A 23,853-nucleotide genomic window follows, 5' to 3' on the forward strand; every position below is an offset into this window, starting at 1 on the left:
CGTCGGGTGCCGTTCACCGTCCGGGGTCGGGTCGCCGGTCGTCCGGGGTAGCGGTGCCGTCCCAGCCGACCAGGCAGAGGTACCGCAGCTCCGGGTCGTAGTCGGCGGCCAGCACCGGGCCGGACAGCGGTGCGCCGACGGCGGGCCGGGGCCGCTGCGGGCCGGCGGTGAGCTGGTCGAGCAGGGTCCACCACAGGCCGGTGACCGGCTGCCCCGGTGGCGTCACGGTGACCCGCTCGGTGGGGTGCGCCGGCCAGGCCGCGGCGAGGTCGGCACCCAGCACCACCCGGGCGTCGGGCCACCCGGCCGACAGGGTGGCCAGTTCCACCGTGGCCAGGGCGGCGACGTCACCGGCCGCCACGTCCGGGTGCTGGCGGAGCACCGTCATCCGGGGGCTCCCGCCGGGTGCGGCCGGCGGGGCCGGGGTGGCGGTGTGGAGCAGGGCGACCCCCTGGTGCCGGGCCGGGCCGGGCGTCCGGGTGCGGTAGGGCAGGACCGCCTGCTCGACGGCGATCAGCAGGGCGCGACCGCCCGACGCCGCGTACGCCTGGGCGATCCGCAGCCCGCTGAAGGGTGCCGCCGAACCCTGGTCGCAGACGGCGAAAGCGAGCGGATTCCCCGGGCAGACGTGGCTCAGGTAGGTGGCGGTGGCCCGGCCGGGCAGCATGTCGTGACCGGAGAACGCCAGCACGAGCAGATCCACCGGCTCGTCCGGGGAGACGAGCCCCCGGACCAACGCCTCGGCCATCTCCGCGTAGGACTGGCCCGGCGACCCGGACGCCGGGTCGAACAGGCCCGCCGGCAGCTCCTGGCCGTCCTGCCGGGCCAGGTCGGCCAGGTAGCGGCGGGACCGCTCCCGGTGGGCCGGATCCGCCAGCAGCGTGGCCGGGCCGGGGAAGGCCCGCCGGGCGGCCCGGGTCAGGTGCAGGTCGGTCGGGGTTGCTGCCGGCACGGTTCTCCTCACCTCACGCCGGCCGGCGGGCGGCCGACCGGTCTCCTGCGACATCCGGTCAGTGGGTGAAGACCATCGCGGCGAACGTCGCCCCGTCGCCGGCCCCGACGGCCGCGACCAGGTAGTGGTCCCCCGGCTGCAGCAGGCCGCGCTCGCACGCCGTCCGGTAGTTGACGAACGCGTCCGCGCAGAAGACGTGGCCGGTCTCCCGGACGTTGTCGAGCAGCACCCGGTCCCGCGGAAAGCCGAGCAGCCGGCACAGCCGTTGCCAGGTCACGACGTTGACGTTGTGCGGCAGGACGAGCCGGACGTCGTCGAGCGCCACCCCGGCCTCGGCCAGTGCCCGGCCGATCACCTCCGCCAGCGCCGGCCGGTACTCGCGTTGGAACTGCGCGCCGGACGCGCCACCGGCGACGTCGAACTCGCCCCGCTGGGCGCACGCGTAGCCGAGCAGCCGGTCCCGTGGGCCGTCGGTGCTGACCAGGCACGCGGACGCCCCCTCGCTGAAGATCGAGGTCTCCGGGATGAACTCGGCATCCCGGGTGAACGCCTTCTCCCCGGTGAGGACCAGGGCCAGCGGCCCCTCGCCCGGCCCGGGCCGGTCCGCCGGTTCGGCGGCCAGGAGCCGGCCGGCCAGCTCGATGGCGAGCAACGCGCTGGCACAGGACTGCTGGGTCAGGGTGAGGGCGACCGCGTGGCCGAGCCCCAGGGCGCGGCAGACGTCGTGCAGCGGATTGGCCGGGTACGGCACCACGACCGGGAACGCCCGCCCGTACAGCACGAACCGGACCCGGTGCTCCTGCCCGCGCAGGGCGGTGAGCCCGGTCGCCGCGCCCAGCAGCAGGTCGTGCAGGGAGAGGTCGGGATCGCGTCGCACCTGGTCCAGGCCGTGGAAGCGGCGGAACAGCCGGACCTGCATCTCGGTCAGCCCGAGCGGCCCGGCCAGGCTCTCGATCGGGACGCGGCGCTGCGGCAGGTGGACCGAGACCGCGTCGAGCGCCGTCATGCGGCCGGCGCCGAGGTGCTCCGGCGGCCGGCGACCGTCCGGGGACCGGATGGCGTCGGGGCCGGTCGGTGGGTGTCCGGCGCCGGGGTCGGCCGCCATCCGCCCACAGTGGAGGGTGCCGTCCGCGTCCGTCGCCCGTCGACCACCACGGGCTGAATCCCATCAGCGGCCCCCGCTGATGTCAACGCGTGCCAGAATATCGACGTGGCCCGCTTCCTGTTCGTCGTGCTGCCGGTGGTGTCCCATCTCAACGCTCCGCTCGCCATCGCCCAGGCACTGGAGGCGGCCGGGCACGAGGTGGCCTGGTGCGGGCCGCGCAGCGACCTGCGTCCGCTGATCGGCCCGGACGCGACGCTCTATCCCACCGGCAAGCGGTACTACCGGCTCGACGGCGAATCCGGGATGGCCTCGGTGCGCAGCCTCTGGGAGGGGCACGTGCTGCCGGTCAACCGGTTCATCCGGGACGCGGCCGACCGGGCGGTCGCCGAGCACCGCCCCGACGTCGTCGTCGTCGACCAGTACGCGCTGGCCGGCGCGTTGGCCGCCCACCGGCACGGGGTGCCGTGGGCCACCTTCTGCGTGGGCACCCTGGAACTCACCCCGCCGACCTGGGAGATGCCCGAGTTCACCGACTGGGTGCGGGCGCAGCTGCCCCGGGTCTGGGCGATGACCGACCTGCCGGTCGACGAGACGATCGATCTGCGGTTCTCGCCGTACCTGGTGATCGGTCTGACCAGCACGGCGCTGACCGGCGCGACGCCGCTGCCGGCGCAGTGCGTGCTGACCGGCCCGGCCCTGGGCCACCGGCCGGACGCGCCGGGCTTCGCCTGGGACGCCTGGGATCCGGCCCGCCGGCACGTGCTGGTCACCGTCGGAACCATGGCCGAGCACCTGGCCCGGGACTTCTACCAGCGGATGATGGCGGCGACGGCGCCGCTGGCCGACCGGGTGCAGGTGGTGCTCACCGCCCCGCCCGACCTGGTGCCCGACCCGCCCGCGCACGTGCTGGTCGCCCCCCGGGTGCCGGTGCTGGAGCTGATGCCCCGGCTCGACGCGCTGGTCTCCCACGGCGGGCTGGGCACCGTCAGCGAGGCGCTGGCCCACGGCGTCCCGGTGATCGTCGCGCCGATCCGGCACGACCATCCGGCGGTGGCCCGCCAGGTGGTCGAGGCGGGCGCGGGCATCGAGGTCTCGTTCGGCTCCGCCACCCCGGCGGAGCTCACCGCCGCGCTCACCGCGCTCCTCGACGAACCGGGCTACCGGGCGCAGGCCCGCCGGGTCGGCGCGTCGTTCGCCGCGGCCGGCGGTGCGGTCGCGGCGGCCCGGCACCTCGCCGCCCTGGCCGCCCGGCACATCGACCATTGTCCTACGGGTACGGCGCCACTAGCCTGACCTGACGCTCCCGCGCGGAGGTCGCCGTCCACGGCCGACACCGACGTGGCCCGGCGTCGTCGCCGTACGAGGAGGCTCGATGATCGAGGCCACCGGCCTGCGCAAGTCCTACCGGGTCGGGCGTGGCCGCAAGGCCGGCACGGTCGAGGCGGTGCGGGGAGTGGACTTCGCCGTGGGGCGCGGCGAGATCGTCGGGTTCCTCGGCCCCAACGGCGCGGGCAAGTCCACCACCCTGCGGATGCTGGCCACGTTGATCCGCCCGGACGGGGGGCGGGCGACGATCGCCGGCGTCGACCTGCTGCGGGCACCCGCGCAGGTGCGCCGGCAGATCGGCTTCGTGGCCCAGTCCAGCGGCACCTACGACGACTCGACCGCCCGCCGGGACCTGGTGCTCCAGGCCCGGCTGTACGGTCTGACGAAGGCCGAGGCGCAGCAGCGGGCCGAGGCGGCGATCGGGGCCTTCCAGCTCGACGACTTCGCCGACCGCCGGATCCGGACGTACTCCGGTGGGCAGCGCCGACGGCTCGACGTCGCGCTCGGGGTGATCCACTCGCCCCAGGTCATCTTCCTGGACGAGCCGACCGCCGGGCTGGACCCGCCCAGCCGGGTCCGGATGTGGCAGGAGGTCCGGCGGCTGCGCGCGGAGGGCATGACGGTCTTCCTCACCACGCACTACCTGGACGAGGCGGACACCCTGTGCGACCGGGTCTCCATCATCGACGGTGGGCGGATCGTCGCCGAGGGCACCCCGTCGGATCTCAAGCGGGAGATCTCCGGGGACGTGGTGGCGGTCGACCTCACCCGGGCCGACGTGGTGGACAACGACGCCGAGTCCGACCTGGCGGCGGCCGGCAAGCTGCTCGGCGAGCAGCCCTACGTGCACTCGTCCGAGACCGTCGACGGCACCCTGCGGCTCTATGTGGACAGCGCGGCGACCGCCATCCCGCAGATCATGCGTACGCTGCTGGGCCGCGGGATCGAGCCGGGGGCGATCGAGGCCCGCCGGCCCAGCCTGGACGACGTCTTCCTGGCCAAGACCGGCCGGTCGCTCGAGGAGTGACCGGCCGGCACGAGAGGAGCCGCAGTGAAACTGGTCCGGGACACCTGGCTGATCTTCCAACAGGAGGTCGGTCTGATGGTGCGCAACCCGGTGATGGTGGCGTTCAGCCTGGCTCAGCCGATCACCTACCTCGTGCTGTTCGCCCCGTTCCTCAAGGTGGTGATGGTCGACCGGGGGGCCTCCACCTACGCCGACGCCTACCGGATCTACGTGCCCGGCCTGTTCGTGGCGATGGGCCTGTTCGGTGGCCTGTTCGCCGGCTACGGGCTGCTCAGCGCCCTGCGGGCGGGCATCATCGACCGGTGCCGGGTGACCCCGGTCAGCCGGACCGGCCTGCTGCTGGGCCGGGCCATGATGCACGTCTGCCTGAACGTCGTGCAGGCGGTGATCATCACGATCGTGGCGCTGCCGTTCGGGTTGCGGGTGCACCTGGGCAACCTGCTCATCTCGTACGCGCTGCTGTCGGTGATGGTGCTGTTGAGCACCTCGATCTCGTACGACATCGCCCTACTGGTACGCAACGAGAACAGCCTCGGTGTGCTGGTCAACACGGTGGGGCAGCCGGTGTCGCTGCTCGCCGGGGTGCTCATCCCGCTTGTCCTCGCGCCACTGTGGATCCAGCGGGTCGCGTTCTGGAACCCCTTCTCTTGGGCCACCAACGGGATGCGGGCGCTGTTCAACGGTCAGCTCGCCGATCCCGTGGTCTGGCAGGGCGCGTTGATCATGATCGGGCTGGCCGCGGTCAGCCTGGTCTGGTCGTCGCACCTGTTCAACCGCGAGGTCTCCTGAGCCCGACCGGGTGGCCATGATTGATGTTGGCCATTGTCTGCCGCTGGTCGGCGCTCTAGCCTGAGCGTGTCCCAGATCGGCCGCCGCGCCGCCGGTGCGCTGCCGTGAGCGTGTCAGGTGAGGAGACAACTCGTTGGGTGCCGACAACTTCCGGGCGACGCTCGCGGCCGACATGGAGCTGGGGGCCGGCAACGTGCTGCTCCGGCTGGCCGAACACGGTGCCGACCCGGACTCGCCGCGGATCACCTTCGACGTCGACGTGGACGGCATCCCCGCCTGGACGCCGCTCTCCCTGGCCACCCTGACCGAACGGGTCGCGGCACGGGCGGACTGGTTCCGCCGGCGCGGCATCGGCCGGCGCGACCCGGTCGCGGTCTACGTGACGTCCGCGCCCGACGTGTTCCTCAACTTCCTGGCCCTGACCTGGCTCGGCGCGATCCCCGCCCTGATGAACGGCAACATGCCGATCGAGCTGGCGGCCGAGTTCATCCGCCGGCTGCGCGGCGTCGGGGTGGTGCTCGACGCCGACCACGCCGCGCTGCGCGAGCACGACCTGGGGGCGCCGGTCCTCGGTGACGCCGCCGAGACCGGCACCGGCGACCCCGGGCAGGCCCCGCCGCACTACCGCCACCACCCCGAGGACCCGGTCGTCATCACCCACTCGTCCGGCACCACCCGGGTGCCGGCCGCGATCGTCCACTCGCACCACGGGTTGTTCGCCGCCATCCGGGCGGTCCGGCTCACCGAGTCCCGCCCCTACGGCGAGGTACGGGAGCTGTCCGTCCTGCCGGCCGCGCACACCGCCGGCATCATCACCGTCAACCAGGCGCTCTGCAACGGCTACCAGCTGCTCTACCTGTCGGCGCAGGGCGGTCCGTTCGAGCGCAGCGCCGAGACGATCCTCGACGCCATCGAGCGCTGGCGGCCGACCGGCGTCTTCGGCTTCGCGGTGACCTGGTCCGAGCTGGCCCGGCACGACCTGAGCACCCGCGACCTGAGTTCGGTGCGCAACTGGTTCAACACCGGGGACTGCGCCCACGAGTCGCACATCCGGCGGCTGGTCGCCGTCGGCAGCCACCCCGCGTACACCCGGCAGGGCATGGTCGACGTGCCCGGCTCCAAGTTCGTCGACATGCTCGGCTCCACCGAGATGGGCCACGGCGCGTTCCGGATCAGCCACCGCCTCGGCAGCGACCGCTACGACCGCTGCGTCGGCAAGCCGTACCCGTTCGCGCAGATCGCCCTGCTGGACGTCACGACCGGCGAGGAGGTCGCCGAGGGGCAGGTGGGGCACGTCGGGCTCAAGTCGCCGACGCTGGCGATCGGGTACTGGAACGACTCGGTCAACACCTTCCGCACCCGGCTCAACGGCTACTACCTGACCGGCGACCTGATGTACCGCGACCCGGACGGCAACTACCACCACGTCGACCGGGCCAGTGACGCGGTCGACCTGGGCGACGGCAACTGGCTCTACACGGCGCTGTCCGAGGAGCGCATCCTCAAGCACTGCCCGGACGTACGCGACTGCACCGTCATCGCGGTCCGGGAGGCCGACGACCGGATCGTCACCGAGGCGCTGCTGCTGCTCGCCGACGACGCCGATCCGACCCTCGACCGGTCCGACCAGGTCCGCGCCGCGCTCGGCGCGGTGGTCGGCGGGACGCTCCGGCGGGTGGTCACGGTGCCGGCCGACGGTGTGGTGATGGGTCCGACCGGCAAGGTCCGCAAGTTCCTGATGCGTCAGCGGCTGCTGGCGGACGCGGGCGCACCCGCCACCCCCTGACCCCCTCCCACCCCCAGCGCCGGCGGTGTCTCCTCGCGGTGGGTCCGGCCGCGCTGCTCTGCCCGGCCGCGCCGCCGGTTGGTCGTCGGGTCGCGGCATCGCTCGGGTCGGTCGGTCCGGTTGGTCGTCTTGTCCTGGTGTCGCCAGGGTCGGGCCGATCCGGTTGGGCGACGAGTCGTGACATCACTACGTCGGACAGCCTTATGCCGCAGCGGCATGTTTATGCCCGTGTGGCATAAGGCTGTCTGCGACAACGACTTCCCGGCCAACCAGGGAAGGTCCCGGGCGAGTTGCCCCCGGCTCCACCATCGGGCGGCCAGGTGTCGAGGTCTCCGGCCCTACCGGCGGGTGGGCCGACGGGATCGGCGTACCCCGCCCGAACAGATCCGGGCGGGGTACGCCGATGCCGGCCCGGGCGGGTCAGCCCAGTCGGGACTCGATCGCCTCGATGATGCGGGGGCGGAGTTCGGCGGCCCGGACCACCGCGTCGACCGACCCGACCTCGACCGCGCGCTGGATGTTGTGCACCCGGTCGAACTCGGCCGCGACCTCGCCGAGCTTCTCCGCGCGGACCGCCGCACGGATCTCGTCGAGCTCCGCGGTCAGCGCGGCCCGCTCGGTGCCGGTGGCGGCTGCCACGCGGCCCTCCAGCTCGCGGACCCGCAGGTCGGCAGCGGTACGGGCGTTGACGTCACCGGAGAACACCACCGCCGCGGCCGGAGCGCCGCCGAGCACCGAGGCGAACGAGCCCTCCAGCGCCAGCACGGTCATGTTCGGGTTCAACGCCTTGGAGAAGACCACGAACGCCCCGCCGTGGTACCGGGAGATCACGCAGAACACGATGGGTCCACGGAAGTTGACGATCGCCCGGCCGATCTCGGCCCCGTACTCCAGTTGCAGCTTGCGCATCGACTCGGGTGAGCCGTCGAAGCCCGACAGGTTGGCCAGCACCACCAGCGGCCGGTTGCCGCTGGCCGCGTTGATCGCCCGCGCGGCCTTCTTGGACGAGCGGGGGAACAGGGTGCCCGCGGTGTAGGTGTCCGGGCCGTCGGTGGGCGGGAAGCCCCGCCGGGGCACCGACCGCGACTCGATGCCGAGCAGGCAGACCGGGATGCCGCCGAGGTGGACGTCCTGCACCACCGCGGTCTCCGCGTCGGCCATGCCCGCCCAGCGCTCCAGCACCGGGTGGTCCTGGTCGGCCAGGGCGCGCATCACCGTGCGGATGTCGAACGGCTTCTTGCGGTCCGGGTTCGCCGTCGCGGAGAAGATCTCCCCGACCGTGGTGAAGTCACTGCCGGCCACGGTGTGCGGGAAGACGGTGACGTCCCGGTCCACCGGGTCGATGGTGGTCGCCCGGCGCGGCGCGTCCTCGCCGGGTGCGACGTACGTGTGGTCGTAGTGCGCCATCAGCACGTCCCGCGCCGCCGTCAGGTTGGGCGCCCAGTACTGCGCCTGCCCGTTCGGACCCATCACCCGGTCGTAGCCGCCGATGCCGAAGTTGTCCTCGGCGGACACGCCGCCGGAGAAGTCGAGCGACTGCTTGCCGGTGAGCACCATCGCGGCCTCCGGCGTCATCACCAGGATGCCCCGGGTGTGCATGAGCATCGTCGCCTCGGCGTTCCAGTACGGCTGGGCGCCCACGTTGATCCCCGCGACGACGATGTTGATCTCGCCGCCGTCCTGGGTGAACTCGACGATCCGCTTGAGCGCCGCCGCCACCCAGTCCATGTTCTCGGTGCCGGAGGTCATCGAGATCCGCGCGCCGGCCGACAGGGCGTACCACTCCAGCGGTACCCGCAGCCGTTCGGCCAGGTCCAGCGCGGCGATCACCCGTCGGCACTCGCCCTCGGAGAGCGCGCCGAGCGACTTGGTCGGGTCGCCGAGCAGCACCACCCGGGTCACCCCCTGCGGGTGCCTCGGCGTCGGCGTGGTGACCACACCCGCGACGATCGCCGCCGTGTTGCGGCCCCGGGGCCGGTCCACCGGCACCAGCGCGTGGTCGTCGTCGAGGTCGTGCTCGACGAACCTGCCGAGCAGCCCGGTCAGCTCGTACGGGTACACCGTGTTGCGGCTGCTGGCCCGCAGCACCTTGAGCCGGTAGTCGTCGAGCGGCTCGACCGGGTCGGCCGGCGGCTCGCCCATGGTCAGCTCGGCTCCGCCGGTGGCGTCGAAGGAGATCCGAACCGAGATCTTGGCCAGCTCGCCGGTGCGGCGGTCGCGCTGCCGCGCGATGAAGAGGATCTCCTCCAGCCCGGCGCCCACCGTGGTCGGCCGGACCCGCTCGGCGATCATCTCCATCTCCTCGCGGGTCAGGTCGCTCGGCGGCCAGACGTAGATGACGATCCGGTTGGTGTTGAAGCGGGTCTTCGACGGGCGGCGGGTCTGCGCCCGGCGGATGGAGTCCAGGCAGGTGGCGACGATGTCCTCGGCCGTCGGCAGGGCGACCAGCCGGCCGTCCTGCTCGCGCAGCGGGGTCAGGTCCCGCACCTGGGCGAACGCGACGAGCCGCTCGTCCGACGGGTTCTCCCGCGCCACGGCCTGGAAGAGGTAGACCTCCTCGTCCGACGACGGCAGCCGGGTCAGGTCGAACTTGCGCAGCCGCTCCAGCTGCATCCGCTGGGCGATGTACGGGTGCAGGCCCCGGATCAGCCGCTCCTCGCTCATCCCGGTGCTCGACGGGCGGAACGTGAAGTGGTGGTGCATCACCGCGCCGCCGCGCCCGGCCACCGTGGTGGTGAGCCGGCGGACCTGGGACGGCAGCGGGTGCGCGTTGACGACCTCCAGCAGCGCGGCGGCCATCGCGTCGAAGTCCTCCGGCTGGTTCTCCCAGCCGAGGTAGATGTCGGCGTCGACGGCGGAGCCGTCCCCGGCCAGCTCGCCGAGCCCGCGCAGCGCGTCGCCGAGGGCGTCGAAGCGTACCGCTGCGGAGACCAGGCTGGAGTCGGCCCGCTCGGCGACCACGAACGTGCAGTCGGCGACCCGACGGGTGCGTACGTCGGTCAGGCCCTTGTTGCCGTAGTACCGCCGGGTCAGCACCTCCAGCATCACCGCGTTGTCGAGGTGGTGCCGGACGAGCCGCTGGCCGAGCACCCGGACCAGGGGCTCGGTGCTGCGGACCATCTCCGCCACCCGCTCGGCGCGGTCCGCCGAGTCCGGGTGCGCGTCCAGGTGGCGCAGGTGCCGGCGGACCGAGGCGTACAGCCGGGCCCGGTTGCGCAGCAGCAGCGGCTGGGCGAACCAGGCGAACACCACCCCGCGTGCCAGGTCGGCGACGACCGGGAAGCGGACCTGCGTCGCCGCCACCAGCCGCTCCAGCGCGAGGCCGGCGGGCTCGCGCAGCACCGCGTCCGGTGGCGGTTCGCGCAGCCAGGAGCGCAGCAACGTCGCGACGACAGTGGCGTCGGCGGCGGCCCGCTGCTGGGCCAGGAAGATCCGGAACACGGCGGCCTCCAGGGCCGGGGTGCGCTCCAGGTCGGTGACACCGTAGTGGCCGAGCGCCTTGGCCAGCTTGGCCTGGAAGGGTGCCGGCAGCCCGGCCCGCTCGACGTCGAGGCTCTGCAGGTAGGTGTGGAAGTACTCGCGGGCGCTCGGGACGTGGCTGTCGCCGCTGCCGTCCTCACCGGTCAGCCGGTTGCGGCTCAGCTCGGCGAGGTCGGCGAAGACGTCGACGAGGTCGATCTCCTCGGCCAGCGGGCGGTGGCCGTCCTCGATGGCGGCCCGCCGGGCGGCGAGGTACTCGTCGAGCACCCGGCCGTCGTCGTGCGGGTCCATGTCGAAGCCCAGCAGCAGGCCGCGCAGGTCCTCCTGGCCGCGTCGGGACCGCTCGACCGCCGGGGCCAGGTCGGGCGCGACCGGCAGGTCCAGCTCGACCGGTGGGGCGGTGGGGGCGTCGGTCGGCTCGTCGGTGTCGTCGGCCAGCGGCTCCAGCCGCAGCAGCGCCGCGCCGGCCTCCACCTGGCTGCCGACGGAGACGCCGCACTCCTTGAGCCGGGCGCGGAACGGTGCCCGCAGCACCGTCTCCATCTTCATCGCCTCCAGCACCAGCACCGGTGCGCCCGCCTCGACCTCGCCGCCCACCTCCACCGGCGTCGCGACGACCAGCGCGGGCATCGGCGAGCGGATCACGCCGCCCTCGTCCCGGCCGACCCGGTGGGTCACCCCGTCCACCTCGACCAGGTGGATCGCCCCGTGCGTGCCGGTGAGCAGCCGGTACCGGGCGCCGTTGACGGCGATCTGGCCGGTGTGCCGGTCGAACCGGTCCAGCTCGACGTCGGCGGTCCGCACGTCGCCGCCGACCTCGATGCCGACCCGGAACCGGTGCGCGCCGATCCGGGCCACCCGCATCCGGTAGCCCACGCCGCGCAGTTTGAGGTCCAACGGGCGGCCGCTGGCGTGCTGCACCTGCGGGCGTCCACCGAACGCCGTGGACAGCAGCCGCTGCTGCTCGGCGCGCTCCTGCTCCTCGTACGCCTCGATCGCGGCGGCGGCGAGCGCGACGGCGGAGTGCCGGTGCGACACCAGCCGGCCCTCGCCGCGGACCCGGTCGATCCAGCCGGTGTCGGCGCTGGCGTCGATCACCTCGGGCTGGTCGAGCAGGTCGAGCACGAAGCTCTTGTTGGTCGCGCCGCCCTCGATGATCACCGTGGTGTTGGCCATCGCCCGGCGCAGCCGGCCGAGCGCCTCGTCCCGGTCCCGCCCGTACGCGATGATCTTCGCGATCATCGAGTCGAAGTCGGCCGGGATGGTGTCGCCCTCGCTGACCCCGGTGTCCACCCGGATGCCGGGGCCGGCGGGCAGGTCCAGCCGGGCGATCCGGCCCGGGGCGGGGGCGAAGTCGCGGTCCGGGTCCTCGGCGTTGAGCCGGGCCTCGATGGCGTGCCCGCGCTCCACCGGCGGCACCCCGTCGAGCCGGCCGCCCGCCGCGACGTGCAACTGCGCCTTGACCAGGTCGAACCCGGTGGTCAGCTCGGTGATCGGGTGCTCCACCTGGAGCCGGGTGTTGACCTCCAGGAAGGCGAACAGCCGGTCGCCCGGGTGGTAGAGGAACTCGACGGTGGCGGCACCTCGGTAGCCGACCGCGACGGCCAGCCGCTCGGCCGAGGACTTGAGCTCGGCCGTCTGCTCCGGGCCGAGCACCGGCGAGGCGGACTCCTCGATGACCTTCTGGTTGCGCCGCTGCACCGAGCAGTCCCGGACGCCGAGCGCCCAGGCGGTGCCCTGGCCGTCCGCGATCACCTGCACCTCGACGTGCCGGGCGCCGGTGACCAGGCGCTCCAGGAACACGATCCCGCTGCCGAAGGCGCGGGCCGCCTCCTGGCTGGTGCGCTGGTAGGCGTCGGCCAGCTCGGCGTCGCTGGTGACCACCCGGATGCCCCGCCCGCCACCGCCGGCGGTCGCCTTGAGCATCAGCGGGTAGCCGATCTCGGCGGCGGCGGCGATCGCGGCCTCCAGGGTCTCGACCGCGCCCCGGCTCCACGGCGCGACCGGTACGCCGACCTCCTCGGCGATCAGCTTCGCGCCGATCTTGTCGCCGAGTTTGCGCATCGCGTCCGGGCTCGGCCCGACGAAGGTGATGCCGATCTTCTCGCACAGCTCCGCGAAGGCCGGGTCCTCGGCGACGAAGCCCCAGCCGACCCAGGCGGCGTCGGCCCCGGTCTCGACCAGGGCGTGCTCCAGCCGCTTCAGGTCGAGGTACGGCCGGGCGGACGCGGGACCGAGATCGTAGGCGATGTCGGCCTCGCGGACGAAGGTCGCGGTGCGATCGACGTCGGTATAGAGGGCCACGGTCTCGATCCGGGTGTCGGTCTGCGCGGCCAACTCTCGGACCGCGTGAATGAGGCGCATCGCGGCCTCACCCCGGTTGACGATGGCGACACGGCTGAACACCCGATCGACTCCTCCGGTAGATCCACGAGTACGCGCCGCAAGGCATCGACCCCTGACAGCGATCACCCTTCCGGGTGCCGGCCGGTAGCGCCATGTCGTAATCACCGAACCCTGAGCGGTGACCGTTGTAGGAAACCCACAAAAGTTTTTGGTCTTCCCCGCCCGGTCCGCCGGGCTCCACGCCGTCCGGGCAGCTCGCGGGGCCGGGCGGCGGTGGGGCGGTGGGACGGGGGTCAGCGGCCCCCGGTGGCGGGTCCGTCGGGCGTCGACGCCGCCGCGACCTCCCGACGGCGGGCCACCGCGATCAGCGTCGTGCCGAGGGCCAGCAGCGCCCCGGCCACGACCAGGGCCACCGCCCCGTTGACCCGCAGGGTCAGCACCGCGGCGACGAAGGCGCCCAGCCCCATCGCGGTGATCGCCCCGAACCGGCGCAGCCAGGCGGTGCCGGGTCCGCCGGCCGCCCGGCTGTCGGCGGAGAGGTTCACCATGGTCATGGTCACCACGACGGTGGAGAGGTCCCGGATGCCGATGTGCTTGACCGCCGCGGCCTGCGCGCCGAGCACCAGGGCGAGCAGGGCGGTGACGACCAGCATCGTGCCGTGCGTCGGCGGGCCGGTGGCGAGCCAGATGCCGGCCAGGACGAGCGACAGCACGCTGCCGCCGACCAGGATGGCCAGGCCGGCGGCGGGCAGCTTCGCCGGCCCCGATGCACCCCGGGTGAACCGGGCGGCGAGCACCGCGCCGAGCATGAACGCCAGCAGCGCCAGCAGGTTGTTGAGCACCGGCAGCCCGGATACCCCGGCCAGCCCGAAGCCGATGAAGAGCACGTTGCCGGTCATGTTGCCGGTGAAGACCCGGTCCAGGGCGAGGTAGCTGACGCCGTCGACCGCCCCGGTCGCCGCGGTCAGCACCAGCAGCGGCAGCTCGTACCTCTTCGTCATGGCCCTTCCGATGATCGTTTCCGGCCGGGATTCTACCCATGAGCTGCGACAACGCGTCAGGAGGCCGGACCGTGGCCGCCCACCGGCCCGGCCGGCACCCGGCGGAAGGCCCGCCCACCGGGTGCCGCCGGACGGTTCGACGTGGCGGGGTGGCGCCGGGCGGGTGCGGGCGTACGGTGGGCGGGTGGATCAAGAGGATCGGATCGCGCTCTTTCTCGACTACGAGAACCTGGCGCTGGGAGCGCGGGACCATCATGGCGGGCGGGCGTTCGACTTCCGGCCGATCGCCGACGCGTTGGCCGAGCGGGGGCGGGTGGTGGTACGCCGGGCGTACGCCGACTGGTCGTACTTCGACGAGGACCGCCGGATGCTCACCCGCTCGCACGTCGAGCTGATCGAGATCCCGCAGCGGATGGGGGCGTCCCGCAAGAACGCCGCCGACATCAAGATGGCGGTCGACGCGGTGGAGCTGGCCTTCGAGCGCGGCTACATCTCCACCTTCGTCATCTGCACCGGGGACAGCGACTTCACCCCGCTGGTGCACAAGCTCCGCGAACTCAACAAGCGGGTGATCGGGGTCGGGGTGGAGAAGTCCACCTCGGCGCTGCTGCCGCCCGCCTGCGACGAGTTCCTCTACTACGACCGGCTGGAGGGCGTCGACGTCCTGCCGGTCCGGGGCCGTCGTGGTCGGCCGGCCGCCCGGCCGACGGAGCCGCCGCAGCCGGGCCAGGCGGACCGGGAGCCGGTCGAGCCGGTCGAGCCGGAGCGTCCGCCGGCCGCCGAGGAGCCGGCCCGCGACGCGGACGCGCTCGCGGTGCTGGTCGCCCAGACCGTCGCCGGGCTCCAGGGCAGCTCCGACGGCGAGGTGACCGCCTCCCGGCTGAAGCGCACCCTGCTGCGCAAGGACCCCACCTTCAGCGAGTCCGACTACGGGTTCCGCACCTTCGGTGAGCTGCTGCGCCACCTCGCCGGGCACAACGTCGTCGAGCTGGCGGAGGGGCCGGCCAAGGGTGACCCGGAGGTGTCCCTGCCGGAGCACGGCGACCAGGAGGTGGCCTTCGCGTTGTTGCGGACCGTGGTGGCGGAGCTGGCCGCGTCCGGGGGGCCGGTGGCGCTCTCCGGGCTCAAGAACCAGCTCCGCCGGGCCCGCCCGGAGTTCAGCGAGAAGAAGCTCGGCTACCGCAGTTTCCTCCAGTTCGGCAAGGCCGCCGCGACCGCCGGCGAGGTCACCCTGGCGTGGAGCGCGGAGGCCGACGACTACCTGCTCGCCCCCCGGCAGGGGTGACCGGGGAGGCCGTCGGCGGGCCTCGACGAATTCGTGACTCACGTTCCGACGCCGATTTGCTATACGGTCGGTAAATGATGGTCGAGGAGCACTGGTGGAACGGTGACCCGAGCCCGCGCGGGCGGCGGGACGTGTACATCCGTACCGACGGGGAGGCCTGGGAGGTCCAGGCGCAGATCGGCGGGGCGTCGGGTCGCTCCCGCGTGCAGCAGTGCCCGAGTCGGGCGGCGGCACTCATCCTGGCCGACGCCTGGCGCGGCAGCAATCCCTCCTGGCGCGGTCTGCACCGCTGACCAGCGGGCCGGCGGGCGGTCCGCACCGCGTGCCGCCCGCATCCGGCCCCGGTCGACCGGCAACTCCCGGGCTGAGCGCCCCCTTCGGGGAGGCCCGCCCCCTGCGACGTCGCGCGCCACACCCCTCGATTACCGAGAGTGACTTTTTGGTCACCATCTCCGTGCGGGCGGGCGGGGCGGTCGGATTAACTGTCAACTTTCTTGACAGAAGTGCGGGAAATCGACATCCTTCGTGGAGAGCGCTCTCCCCGGCAGATCCCCCGCACCCGATGTCGCCCCGAAGGAGCCTCACGTGCCCGGAACCCGACCCGTCCCCCGGTCCCGACCCGTCCCCCGGTCCCGACCCCTCGCCCGCGCGGCCGTCGCCCTCGTCACCCTCGCCGCCGCCCTGGTCCTGCCCGCCCAGGCCGAGCCGGCCTCCGCCGCCATCGGCGGCATCACCTGGCAGGACGAGTTCAACGCCGGCGCCGGCACCCCCGTCGACCAGAACCGCTGGCGCTTCGACATCGGCGGTGGCGGTTGGGGCAACAACGAGCGGCAGTACTACACCAACAGCACCAGCAACGCCGTCCACGACGGACAGGGCAACCTGGTCATCACCGCCCGCCGGGAGAACCCGGCCAACTACCAGTGCCACTACGGCCGGTGCGAGTACACCTCGGCCCGGCTGCTCACCGCCGCCACCTTCACCCAGGCGTACGGCCGGTTCGAGGCCCGTATCAAGATCCCGCGCGGGCAGGGCATCTGGCCGGCGTTCTGGATGCTCGGCAACGACATGGGCGGCGCCGGCTGGCCCAACGCCGGCGAGATCGACATCATGGAGAACATCGGCCGGGAACCGAACACGGTCTACGGCACCGTGCACGGCCCCGGCTACTCCGGCGGCGGCGGCATCACCGGCAGCCGCACCATCGGCCAGCCGCTCGCCGACACCTTCCACACCTACCGGGTGGACTGGGAGCCGAACCTGATCGTCTGGTACCTCGACGGCGTCGAGTACCACCGGGTCGACCCGTCCCGGCTCGGCGGCAACCGGTGGGTCTTCGACCACCCGTTCTTCATGATCCTCAATGTCGCGGTGGGCGGTAACTGGCCCGGCTACCCCGACGGCTCCACCCAGTTCCCCCAGCAGATGCTCGTCGACTACGTCCGGGTCTCCAGCTACGTGCCGGGCGGGGGCAACCCGCCGTCCGGCACCACCCGGCTGCGGGGCGCGCAGAGCGGCCGGTGCATCGACATCCCGAGTTCCAACCCGGTGGACGGGGCCAAGCTCCAGATCTGGGACTGCAACACCACCGCCGCGCAGGCCTGGACCTTCGCGAGCGACGGCACCGTGCGCGCGATGGGCAAGTGCATGGACCCGGCCTGGGCCGGCACCGCCAACGGCACCGAGGTCAACCTGGTCACCTGCAACGGCAACCCGGCCCAGCGGTTCACCCTGAACGGCGCGGGGGACCTGGTCAACCTCAGCGCCAACCGGTGCGTCGACGTGCGGGACCAGAACCCCAACAACGGCGGGAAACTGCACCTGTGGGACTGCCTCGGGGTGAGCAGCCAGAAGTGGTCCCGGGCCTGACCGGCCCGAGCCGCGTCGGGCCGGCCGCGACGGCCGGCCCGACGGTCGTGGACCGGGCATCCCGGAACCCGTCGTGCCGGTCCGCGGCCGGAGCCCCGGGGGCACGCGCGACGTCCGCGCGTACCCCCGGGGTGGTGGTCAGGCCGGGCGGACCGCGACGATCGCGTACGGCGTGGTCGGCGTCGGCGTCGTGGTGAACCGGGCGTTCGGCAGGTAGAGCCGGCCGAGCGCCTTGGCGACAGTGGTCGGCACGTCGAAGTCCGGGTCGGTGAGCGTCCCGGTGACCGTGCCCGAGGTGCCCGCCCGGTCCAGCGCCACCACGGTGATCTGCTGCAACCGGTTCTGCACCACGTAGAGGGTGTCGCCGTCGCGCAGGAGGCCGTCACCGGCGACGAACGAGTGCCCGGGCACGTCCACCACGGTGGTCGCCCCGGTGCCCGGGTCCACCCGGAACAGGTTCCCGGTGTTGGACTGCACCACGATCAACGCCCGACCGTCCGGGGTGTCCGCGATGCCGTTGAGGTTGATCGTGTCCGGGACCTGCTGGTATGCCCCGGTCAACGGCACCGTCGTGACGGCGTCGGCCGCCGGCAGCGCCCCGTGCCGGCCGAACGGCACCCGGTAGAGCACCGGCCGATACGAGTCGGTGAACCAGGCGGCGTCGCGGGTGAGCACGACGTCGTTGACGAAGCTGGGCGCACCGGCGAACGGGTAGGTCGCCAGGACCTGCCCCGTCCGGGTGTCGACCACCCGGGCGTCCCCGGTGGTGCCACCGGCGACGAAGAGCCGGCCCTGCTGGTCGATCTTGAGGCCGAGCGACGGGGTACCGGTCGGCGGGCTGAGCTGACTGCCGCGCCCGGTCACCAGGTCGACCCGCTGGATCGCGCCGGTGGCGCGGGAGCCGAGGAAGGCGTACCGGCCGGCGGTGGCGATGCCCTCGGGCTGGAAGCCGTCGGGCAGGGCGATGACGTCGGGGAGGCGCTGCGCCGGGTGGGCCTGCGCCGGCGTCACCGCGACCGTGGTCAGCAGTGTGCCGGTCAGGGTGAGGGCGAGGGCGGTCCGGAGGCGTCTGTTCACTGTGCTCCTTCGGGGCCGACAGCCCGGTGCCGGTGGTGGATCCGTGTGGTGCCGGGCTGTCGAGGATCGTGGGGCCAGGACTCTCCCGACTTTACGTCCGTCGCCGGTCCGGTGCCCGACGGGCAACCCCAGCCGGCGGTCGCGGCGGGCCGACCGCGTGCCCGTCAGTCGAGGTTGGACCCCCGACGCCTAGGGGGCGCTCTGGGGGCGGTAGGGGGTCTAGGGTGCGGCGGGCCGCCGTAGGGTCATCGCGGACAACCAAGAATGCCTGTAGAAGCTCTCTGTTTCGACAATTTCCGCCGCGCTGACCCGTGAGTCGATATTGGCCCGGGTCTGCCCGGCTGGGTCTAGTGGCGGGAGACGTAGATGGAGAACGAGGAGAAGCTTCTCGGGTACCTGAAGCGGGCCACCACCGATTTGCGTGAGGCCCGCCGGCAGCTGCGTCAGGCCGAGCGCCGGGAATACGACCCGATCGCGATCGTGGGCATGAGCTGTCGGTTCCCGGGTGGTGTGGACAGCCCGGCCGCCCTGTGGCAACTGCTGGTCGACGGGGCGGACGCGGTGTCCGACTTCCCCGACGACCGGGGTTGGAACGTTGACGATATTTACGACCCCGACGATTCAAAGGCCGGCAAGACGTACGCGAGGACGGGTGGTTTCCTCTCCGACGCCGCACTTTTCGACGCCGAGTTCTTCAGTATCTCCCCGCGTGAGGCGCTCGCCATGGACCCGCAGCAACGACTGTTGCTGGAAGCGTCCTGGGAGGCTTTCGAATCGGCCGGCATCGACCCGGTTTCGGTGCGCGGCAGTCGTACCGGCGTGTTCGCCGGCCTGATGTACCACGACTATTCGAGCCGGCTGCCGACGGTGCCCGCCGAGCTGGAGGGCTTCATCGGCACCGGCAACACCGGCAGCATCGTCTCCGGCCGGGTCGCCTACGTGCTCGGCCTCGAAGGCCCGGCGATCACCGTGGACACCGCCTGCTCGTCGTCGCTGGTCGCCCTGCACCTGGCGATCCAGGCGCTGCGCCGCGAGGAGTGCACCCTGGCACTGGCCGGTGGGGTGACCGTGATGGCCACCCCGGAGACGTTCGTCGACTTCAGCCGGCAGCGGGGCCTGGCCGCCGACGGCCGGTGCAAGCCGTTCGCCGCCGCCGCCGACGGCACCGGCTGGGCCGAGGGCGTCGGGGTGCTGCTGGTCGAGCGGCTCAGTGACGCCCAGCGCCACGGGCACCGGGTGCTGGCCGTGGTCCGGGGCACCGCGGTCAACCAGGACGGGGCCAGCAGCGGCCTCACCGCCCCCAACGGCCCGTCGCAACGCCGGGTCATCGCCGACGCCCTGGCCAACGCCCGGCTCACCGCCGACCAGGTGGACGCCGTCGAGGCGCACGGCACCGGCACCCGTCTCGGTGACCCGATCGAGGCCCAGGCGATCCTCGCCACCTACGGCCGGGACCGCGAGCAGCCGCTCTGGCTGGGCTCGGTGAAGTCCAACCTGGGCCACACCCAGGCCGCCGCCGGGATCGCCGGGGTGATCAAGATGGTACTGGCGATGCGGTACGGCGTCCTGCCCCGCACCCTGCACGTCGACCGGCCCACCCCGCACGTCGACTGGACGGCCGGGGACGTCCGGCTGCTGACCGAGCCGGTGGACTGGCCGACGACCGGGCGACCCCGCCGGGCGGCCGTGTCGTCGTTCGGGCTCAGCGGCACCAACGCCCACGTGGTGCTGGAGCAGGCACCCCCGGTCGAGGACGCCGGGCCGGCCGAGGTCGCCGAGCCGCCGGTGGTGCTCTGGCCGCTGTCCGCCCGGTCCACGGCGGCGCTGGCCGGGCAGGCCGAACGGCTGGGTGCCCGGCCGAGCGACGCGCGTCCGGTGGAGGTGGGGTTCTCGTTGGGTGCGGGTCGGGCCGGCCTGGAGTTCCGGGGGGTGGCGGTCGGTCGGGACGCGGCGGGGCTGTCGGCGGGTCTGGAGGCGCTGGCTGCCGGCACCGGCCTGTCGGGTCGGACCGTCGCCGGTCGGACGGCGGTGCTGTTCACCGGTCAGGGTGCGCAGCGGGTGGGGATGGGTCGTGAGCTGGCGGCGGCGTTCCCGGTGTTCGCTGCTGCTTTGGACGAGGTGTGTGCGGCGTTCGGGCCGTTGCTCGACGGTGATCTGCGGGAGGTGATGTTCACCGATCCGGATGGTGTGCTCGATCGGACGGGGTGGACGCAGCCGGCGTTGTTCGCGGTCGAGGTGGCGTTGTTCCGGCTGGCGGAGTCGTGGGGGTTGAAGCCGGATTTCGTGGCGGGTCATTCGATCGGTGAGTTGGCTGCCGCGTATGTGGCCGGGGTGTGGTCCCTGGCGGACGCGTGTCGGGTCGTCGCGGCCCGGGGTGGCCTGATGCAGGCGCTGCCGGCTGGTGGGGCGATGTTGGCGATTGCCGCGCCGCTGGCGGAGCTGGATCTGGGTGACGTCGACGTGGCGGCGGTGAACGGTCCCCGTGCGGTCGTGGTGTCGGGGACGGAGGAGCGGGTCGCGGCGTTGGAGGCGTCCCTGGAGGTGAAGACGCGGCGGTTGCGGGTGTCGCACGCTTTCCACTCGCAGCTGATGGACCCGATGCTGGCTGACTATGGGCGGGTTCTGGCGGGTGTCACCACGAGTCCGGCGCAGATCCCCCTGGTGTCGACGGTGACCGGTGACCTGGCTGGTGACGACGAGTTGGGTTCGGTCGGGTACTGGCAGGGTCAGGTGCGGGGGACGGTCCGGTTCGCCGACGCGGTGGCTGCTCTGGCGGCGCGGGGTGTGACGCGGTTCGTGGAGATCGGGCCGGACAGCGTGCTCACCGCGATGGTCGCCGACTGTGTGGACGACGCGGTGGCGGTTCCGTTGCAGCGTCGGGTGCGGTCCGGGACCGCCGGCCCGGTGCAGCGCGACGCGGAGGACCAGGTGGTGGCGTACGCCACCGGCATGGCGCAGGCGTGGGTCAGCGGCGTCGACCTGGACTGGTCGGTGGTCAACCCGGGTGGTCGGCAGGTCGACCTGCCCACCTACGCCTTCCAGCACCAGCGCTACTGGCTCGACGTGCCCCCGGGAGCCGGTGACACCACCGGGCTCGGCCAGCTGGCCGCCGACCATCCGATGCTCGGTGCCGTCGTCGACCTGCCCGGCACCGGCGGCGTGGTGCTCACCGGCCGGCTCTCCCGCACCGCCCAGCCGTGGCTCGCCGACCACGCGGTCTTCGACACCGTGCTCGTCCCCGGCACCGGGCTGGTCGAACTCGCCCTGCGCGCCGGTGACCAGGTCGGCTGCCCGGTACTCGACGAGTTGACCATCAACGCGCCACTGGTGCTGCCCGCCGACGGTGACCTCGCCCTGCGGGTCACGGTCGACGCCGCCGACGACAGCGGCGCGCGTACCCTCGGGATCTGGACCCGGCCCGGCGACGCGGCCGACGACACCGAGTGGACCCGGCACGCCGAAGGGGTCCTGGTCCGGCAGGCCGGGGCCGACCCGGCGGCGGCCGACCTGTCCGCCTGGCCCCCCGCCGGGGCCGAGCCCGTCGACCTCGACGGCCTCTACCAGCGACTGCGCGACCACGGCTACGGCTACGGGCCGGCGTTCCAGGGGCTGCGCGCGGTGTGGCGGCGGGGCGACGGCGACGCCGCCGAGATCTGGGCCGAGGCGGCGCTGCCCGAGGCGGCGGCCGCCGACGCCCCCCGGTTCCTGCTGCATCCGGCGCTGCTCGACGCGGCACTGCACGCCAACCTGGTCGACGAGGGCGCGGGGGACACCCCGCTGCCGTTCTCCTGGCGCGGGGTCACCCTGCACGCCGCGCACGCCGCCACCCTGCGGCTGCGGATCTCCCCGGCCGCCGCCGACAAGCTGGCCGTCACCGTCGCCGACGGGCACGGCAACCCGGTCGCCACCATCGAGCAGCTGGTGGTCCGGCCGGTCGCCGCCGACGCCCTCGCCGCCCGCAACCGGCACCGCCACCTGTACGAGGTGGACTGGCAGCCCGTGCCCACCCCCGGCGTCGCCGCCGCCGACTGGACCCTGGTCGACGTCGACGCGGACCTGCCCGAGCCCGGGGCCGGCACCGTCGTGGTCGCCCTCGACCCGCCCGGCACGGCACCGGAGGCCGTGCACCGGGACACCGAACGCCTGCTGGGGCTGCTGGGCCGCTGGCTCACCCACCCGGGGTACGCGCACAGCACGCTCGTGCTGCACACCCGTGGCGCGGTGGCGGCCGGTGACACCCGGGTCGACCCCGCCTCGGCGGCCCGGTGGGGGCTGGTCCGCGCCGCCGAGGCCGAACACCCCGGCCGGTTCGTCCTGGTCGACACCGACGGCACCGGCGAGGTCGACGCCGGACACCTCGCGGCGGCGCTGGCCACCGGCGAACCCGAGGTGGCAGTCCGGGACGGTCGGCTGCTGGTGCCCCGGCTCGCCCGGCTGCCCGTCGACACCGTTGCCGGCCCGTGGCCCGCCGACGGCACCGTCCTGATCACCGGTGGCCTCGGCGGGCTGGGCAGCCTCGTCGCCCGGCACCTGGTCACCCGGCACGGCGTACGCCGGCTGCTGTTGACCGGGCGCAGCGGTGCGGGCACGCCCGGCGCGACGGAACTGGTCGCGGACCTCACCGCCGCCGGTGCCGACGTGACGGTCGCCGCCTGCGACGTCGCCGACCGGGACGCGGTCGCCGCGCTGCTTGCCGACCACCCGGTCGCCGCCGTGGTGCACGCCGCCGGCACCGCCGAGAACGCGCTGGTCGACGCCCTCACCCCCGCCCAGCTGCACCGGGTGCTGCGGCCCAAGGTGGACGCCGCCTGGCACCTGCACGACCTCACCCGGGACCGCGACCTGACCGCCTTCGTGCTGTTCTCCTCGTCGGCCGCCTGGGTGGCGGGTGCCGGTCAGGCCAACTACGCCGCCGCGAACCTCTTCCTCGACGCGCTCGCCCAACGCCGCCGGGCCGACGGCCTGCCGGCCACCTCGCTGGCGTTCGGCCTGTGGGACACCGGCACCGGGATGGGCGGCCACCTCGACGACGCCGACCTGCACCGGATGCGCCGGCTGGGGATGCCCGCGATGACCGTCGACGAGGGGCTGGAACTCTTCGACGCGGCCGTCGCCTCCGACCGGGCCAGCGTCGTACCGGTGCGGGTCGACCTGGACGCGCTGCGACGGCGCACCGACGCGCTGCCCGCCGTGCTGCGCGGTCTGGTCCGCACCCCGGCCCGACCCACCGCCACCGCCACCGGGGGCGCGGCGGCCGGCGGCCCGACGCTGGCCGAGCGGCTCGCCGGACTCTCCGACGCGGACCGGGACACCCTGCTGCTCGACCTGGTGCGTACGCACACCGCCGCGGTGCTGGGCTTCCCCGGCCCGTCCTCGGTGGAACCCGGCCGGGCGTTCAAGGACCTCGGTTTCGACTCCCTCGCCGCCGTCGAGTTCCGCAACGTGCTCAGCACCGTCACCGGGCTGCGGCTACCCGCCACCCTCGTCTTCGACCACCCCGAACCCGTCGCCCTGGCCCGCGCGCTGAAGGCCGAACTGGTGGTGCCCGACGCTGACCCGGCCGCCGCGGTGCTCGCCGACCTCGACCGGTTGGAGAAGGCCCTGACCGGGGTGCCCGACGACGAGCACGGCCGGATCACCGCCCGGCTGGAGGCGGTGCTGCGCGGCTGGCACGACCGGGCCGGTGGCGACCCCGACGACGACGCCCGGCACGACTACGAGTCCGCCACCGACGAGGAGCTGTTCGACGTGCTGGAGAACGAGCTCGGCATCTCCTGAGGACAGCCTCCGACGAACCTGCGGCGCGGGAA

Annotated in this window: 13 protein-coding genes; 8 read left to right on the forward strand and 5 right to left on the reverse strand. The window is 73.4% G+C overall.

The features are described from left to right. Positions 1 to 13: 13 nt before the first annotated feature. Both O7625_RS16740 and O7625_RS16745 read right to left on the reverse strand, forming a co-directional pair. Entirely contained in the window at positions 14 to 952 is a 939-nt protein-coding gene (locus O7625_RS16740; RefSeq protein ID WP_282339769.1) for a 2-hydroxy-acid oxidase, read from the reverse strand. A gap of 58 nt (positions 953 to 1,010) precedes the next feature. Further along, positions 1,011 to 2,057 (reverse strand): 3-oxoacyl-[acyl-carrier-protein] synthase III C-terminal domain-containing protein, encoded by a 1,047-nt coding sequence (locus O7625_RS16745; protein WP_282339771.1) that lies wholly within the window; start codon positions 2,055 to 2,057, stop codon positions 1,011 to 1,013. Positions 2,058 to 2,162: 105 nt separating this feature from the next. Here O7625_RS16745 and O7625_RS16750 point away from each other — a divergent pair, with 105 nt between their 5' ends. From O7625_RS16750 to O7625_RS16765, 4 genes are all read left to right on the forward strand, one after another. Further along, positions 2,163 to 3,350, forward strand: coding sequence for a glycosyltransferase (locus O7625_RS16750; RefSeq protein WP_282339773.1), 1,188 nt, complete (start codon positions 2,163 to 2,165; stop codon positions 3,348 to 3,350). A 79-nt stretch (positions 3,351 to 3,429) separates the two neighbouring features. Further along, positions 3,430 to 4,410 carry an ATP-binding cassette domain-containing protein gene (locus O7625_RS16755; protein ID WP_282339775.1) on the forward strand — a complete coding sequence of 327 codons (981 nt, stop codon included), beginning with the start codon at positions 3,430 to 3,432 and terminating at the stop codon, positions 4,408 to 4,410. Between the two features lie 24 nt (positions 4,411 to 4,434). Then, positions 4,435 to 5,199 (forward strand): ABC transporter permease, encoded by a 765-nt coding sequence (locus O7625_RS16760; RefSeq protein ID WP_067305055.1) that lies wholly within the window; start codon positions 4,435 to 4,437, stop codon positions 5,197 to 5,199. 172 nt (positions 5,200 to 5,371) lie between these two features. Next, positions 5,372 to 6,985 (forward strand): class I adenylate-forming enzyme family protein, encoded by a 1,614-nt coding sequence (locus O7625_RS16765; protein WP_282346979.1) that lies wholly within the window; start codon positions 5,372 to 5,374, stop codon positions 6,983 to 6,985. 420 nt (positions 6,986 to 7,405) lie between these two features. On the opposite strand, the gene O7625_RS16770 is transcribed toward O7625_RS16765, so the two are convergent. After that, positions 7,406 to 12,871: a carboxyl transferase domain-containing protein gene (locus O7625_RS16770; protein WP_282339777.1), complete on the reverse strand. Its 5,466-nt coding sequence runs from the start codon at positions 12,869 to 12,871 to the stop codon at positions 7,406 to 7,408. Between the two features lie 233 nt (positions 12,872 to 13,104). Then, positions 13,105 to 13,812, reverse strand: coding sequence for a YoaK family protein (locus tag O7625_RS16775; RefSeq protein ID WP_282339779.1), 708 nt, complete (start codon positions 13,810 to 13,812; stop codon positions 13,105 to 13,107). Positions 13,813 to 13,996: 184 nt separating this feature from the next. Here O7625_RS16775 and O7625_RS16780 point away from each other — a divergent pair, with 184 nt between their 5' ends. From O7625_RS16780 to O7625_RS16790, 3 genes are all read left to right on the forward strand, one after another. Continuing rightward, the gene (locus tag O7625_RS16780) at positions 13,997 to 15,097 is read left to right on the forward strand and encodes an NYN domain-containing protein (RefSeq protein WP_282339780.1); all 1,101 of its coding nucleotides are present in this window, start codon (positions 13,997 to 13,999) and stop codon (positions 15,095 to 15,097) included. A 74-nt stretch (positions 15,098 to 15,171) separates the two neighbouring features. Further along, positions 15,172 to 15,390 (forward strand): hypothetical protein, encoded by a 219-nt coding sequence (locus tag O7625_RS16785; RefSeq protein WP_067305065.1) that lies wholly within the window; start codon positions 15,172 to 15,174, stop codon positions 15,388 to 15,390. A 292-nt stretch (positions 15,391 to 15,682) separates the two neighbouring features. Next, the gene (locus O7625_RS16790) at positions 15,683 to 16,966 is read left to right on the forward strand and encodes a family 16 glycosylhydrolase (protein WP_282339781.1); all 1,284 of its coding nucleotides are present in this window, start codon (positions 15,683 to 15,685) and stop codon (positions 16,964 to 16,966) included. Between the two features lie 138 nt (positions 16,967 to 17,104). Here O7625_RS16790 and O7625_RS16795 read toward each other — a convergent pair whose 3' ends face one another. Further along, positions 17,105 to 18,043, reverse strand: a complete 939-nt coding sequence (locus tag O7625_RS16795; protein ID WP_282339782.1) for a superoxide dismutase — start codon at positions 18,041 to 18,043, stop codon at positions 17,105 to 17,107. Positions 18,044 to 18,409: 366 nt separating this feature from the next. On the opposite strand from O7625_RS16795, the gene O7625_RS16800 reads away from it, so the two are divergent. Beyond that, the gene (locus tag O7625_RS16800) at positions 18,410 to 23,821 is read left to right on the forward strand and encodes a type I polyketide synthase (protein ID WP_282339784.1); all 5,412 of its coding nucleotides are present in this window, start codon (positions 18,410 to 18,412) and stop codon (positions 23,819 to 23,821) included. The last annotated feature ends 32 nt before the right edge of the window (positions 23,822 to 23,853 follow it).

It is taken from the genome of Micromonospora sp. WMMD714 (assembly GCF_029581315.1).
In the GTDB taxonomy this organism is placed as follows: domain Bacteria; phylum Actinomycetota; class Actinomycetes; order Mycobacteriales; family Micromonosporaceae; genus Micromonospora; species Micromonospora rifamycinica.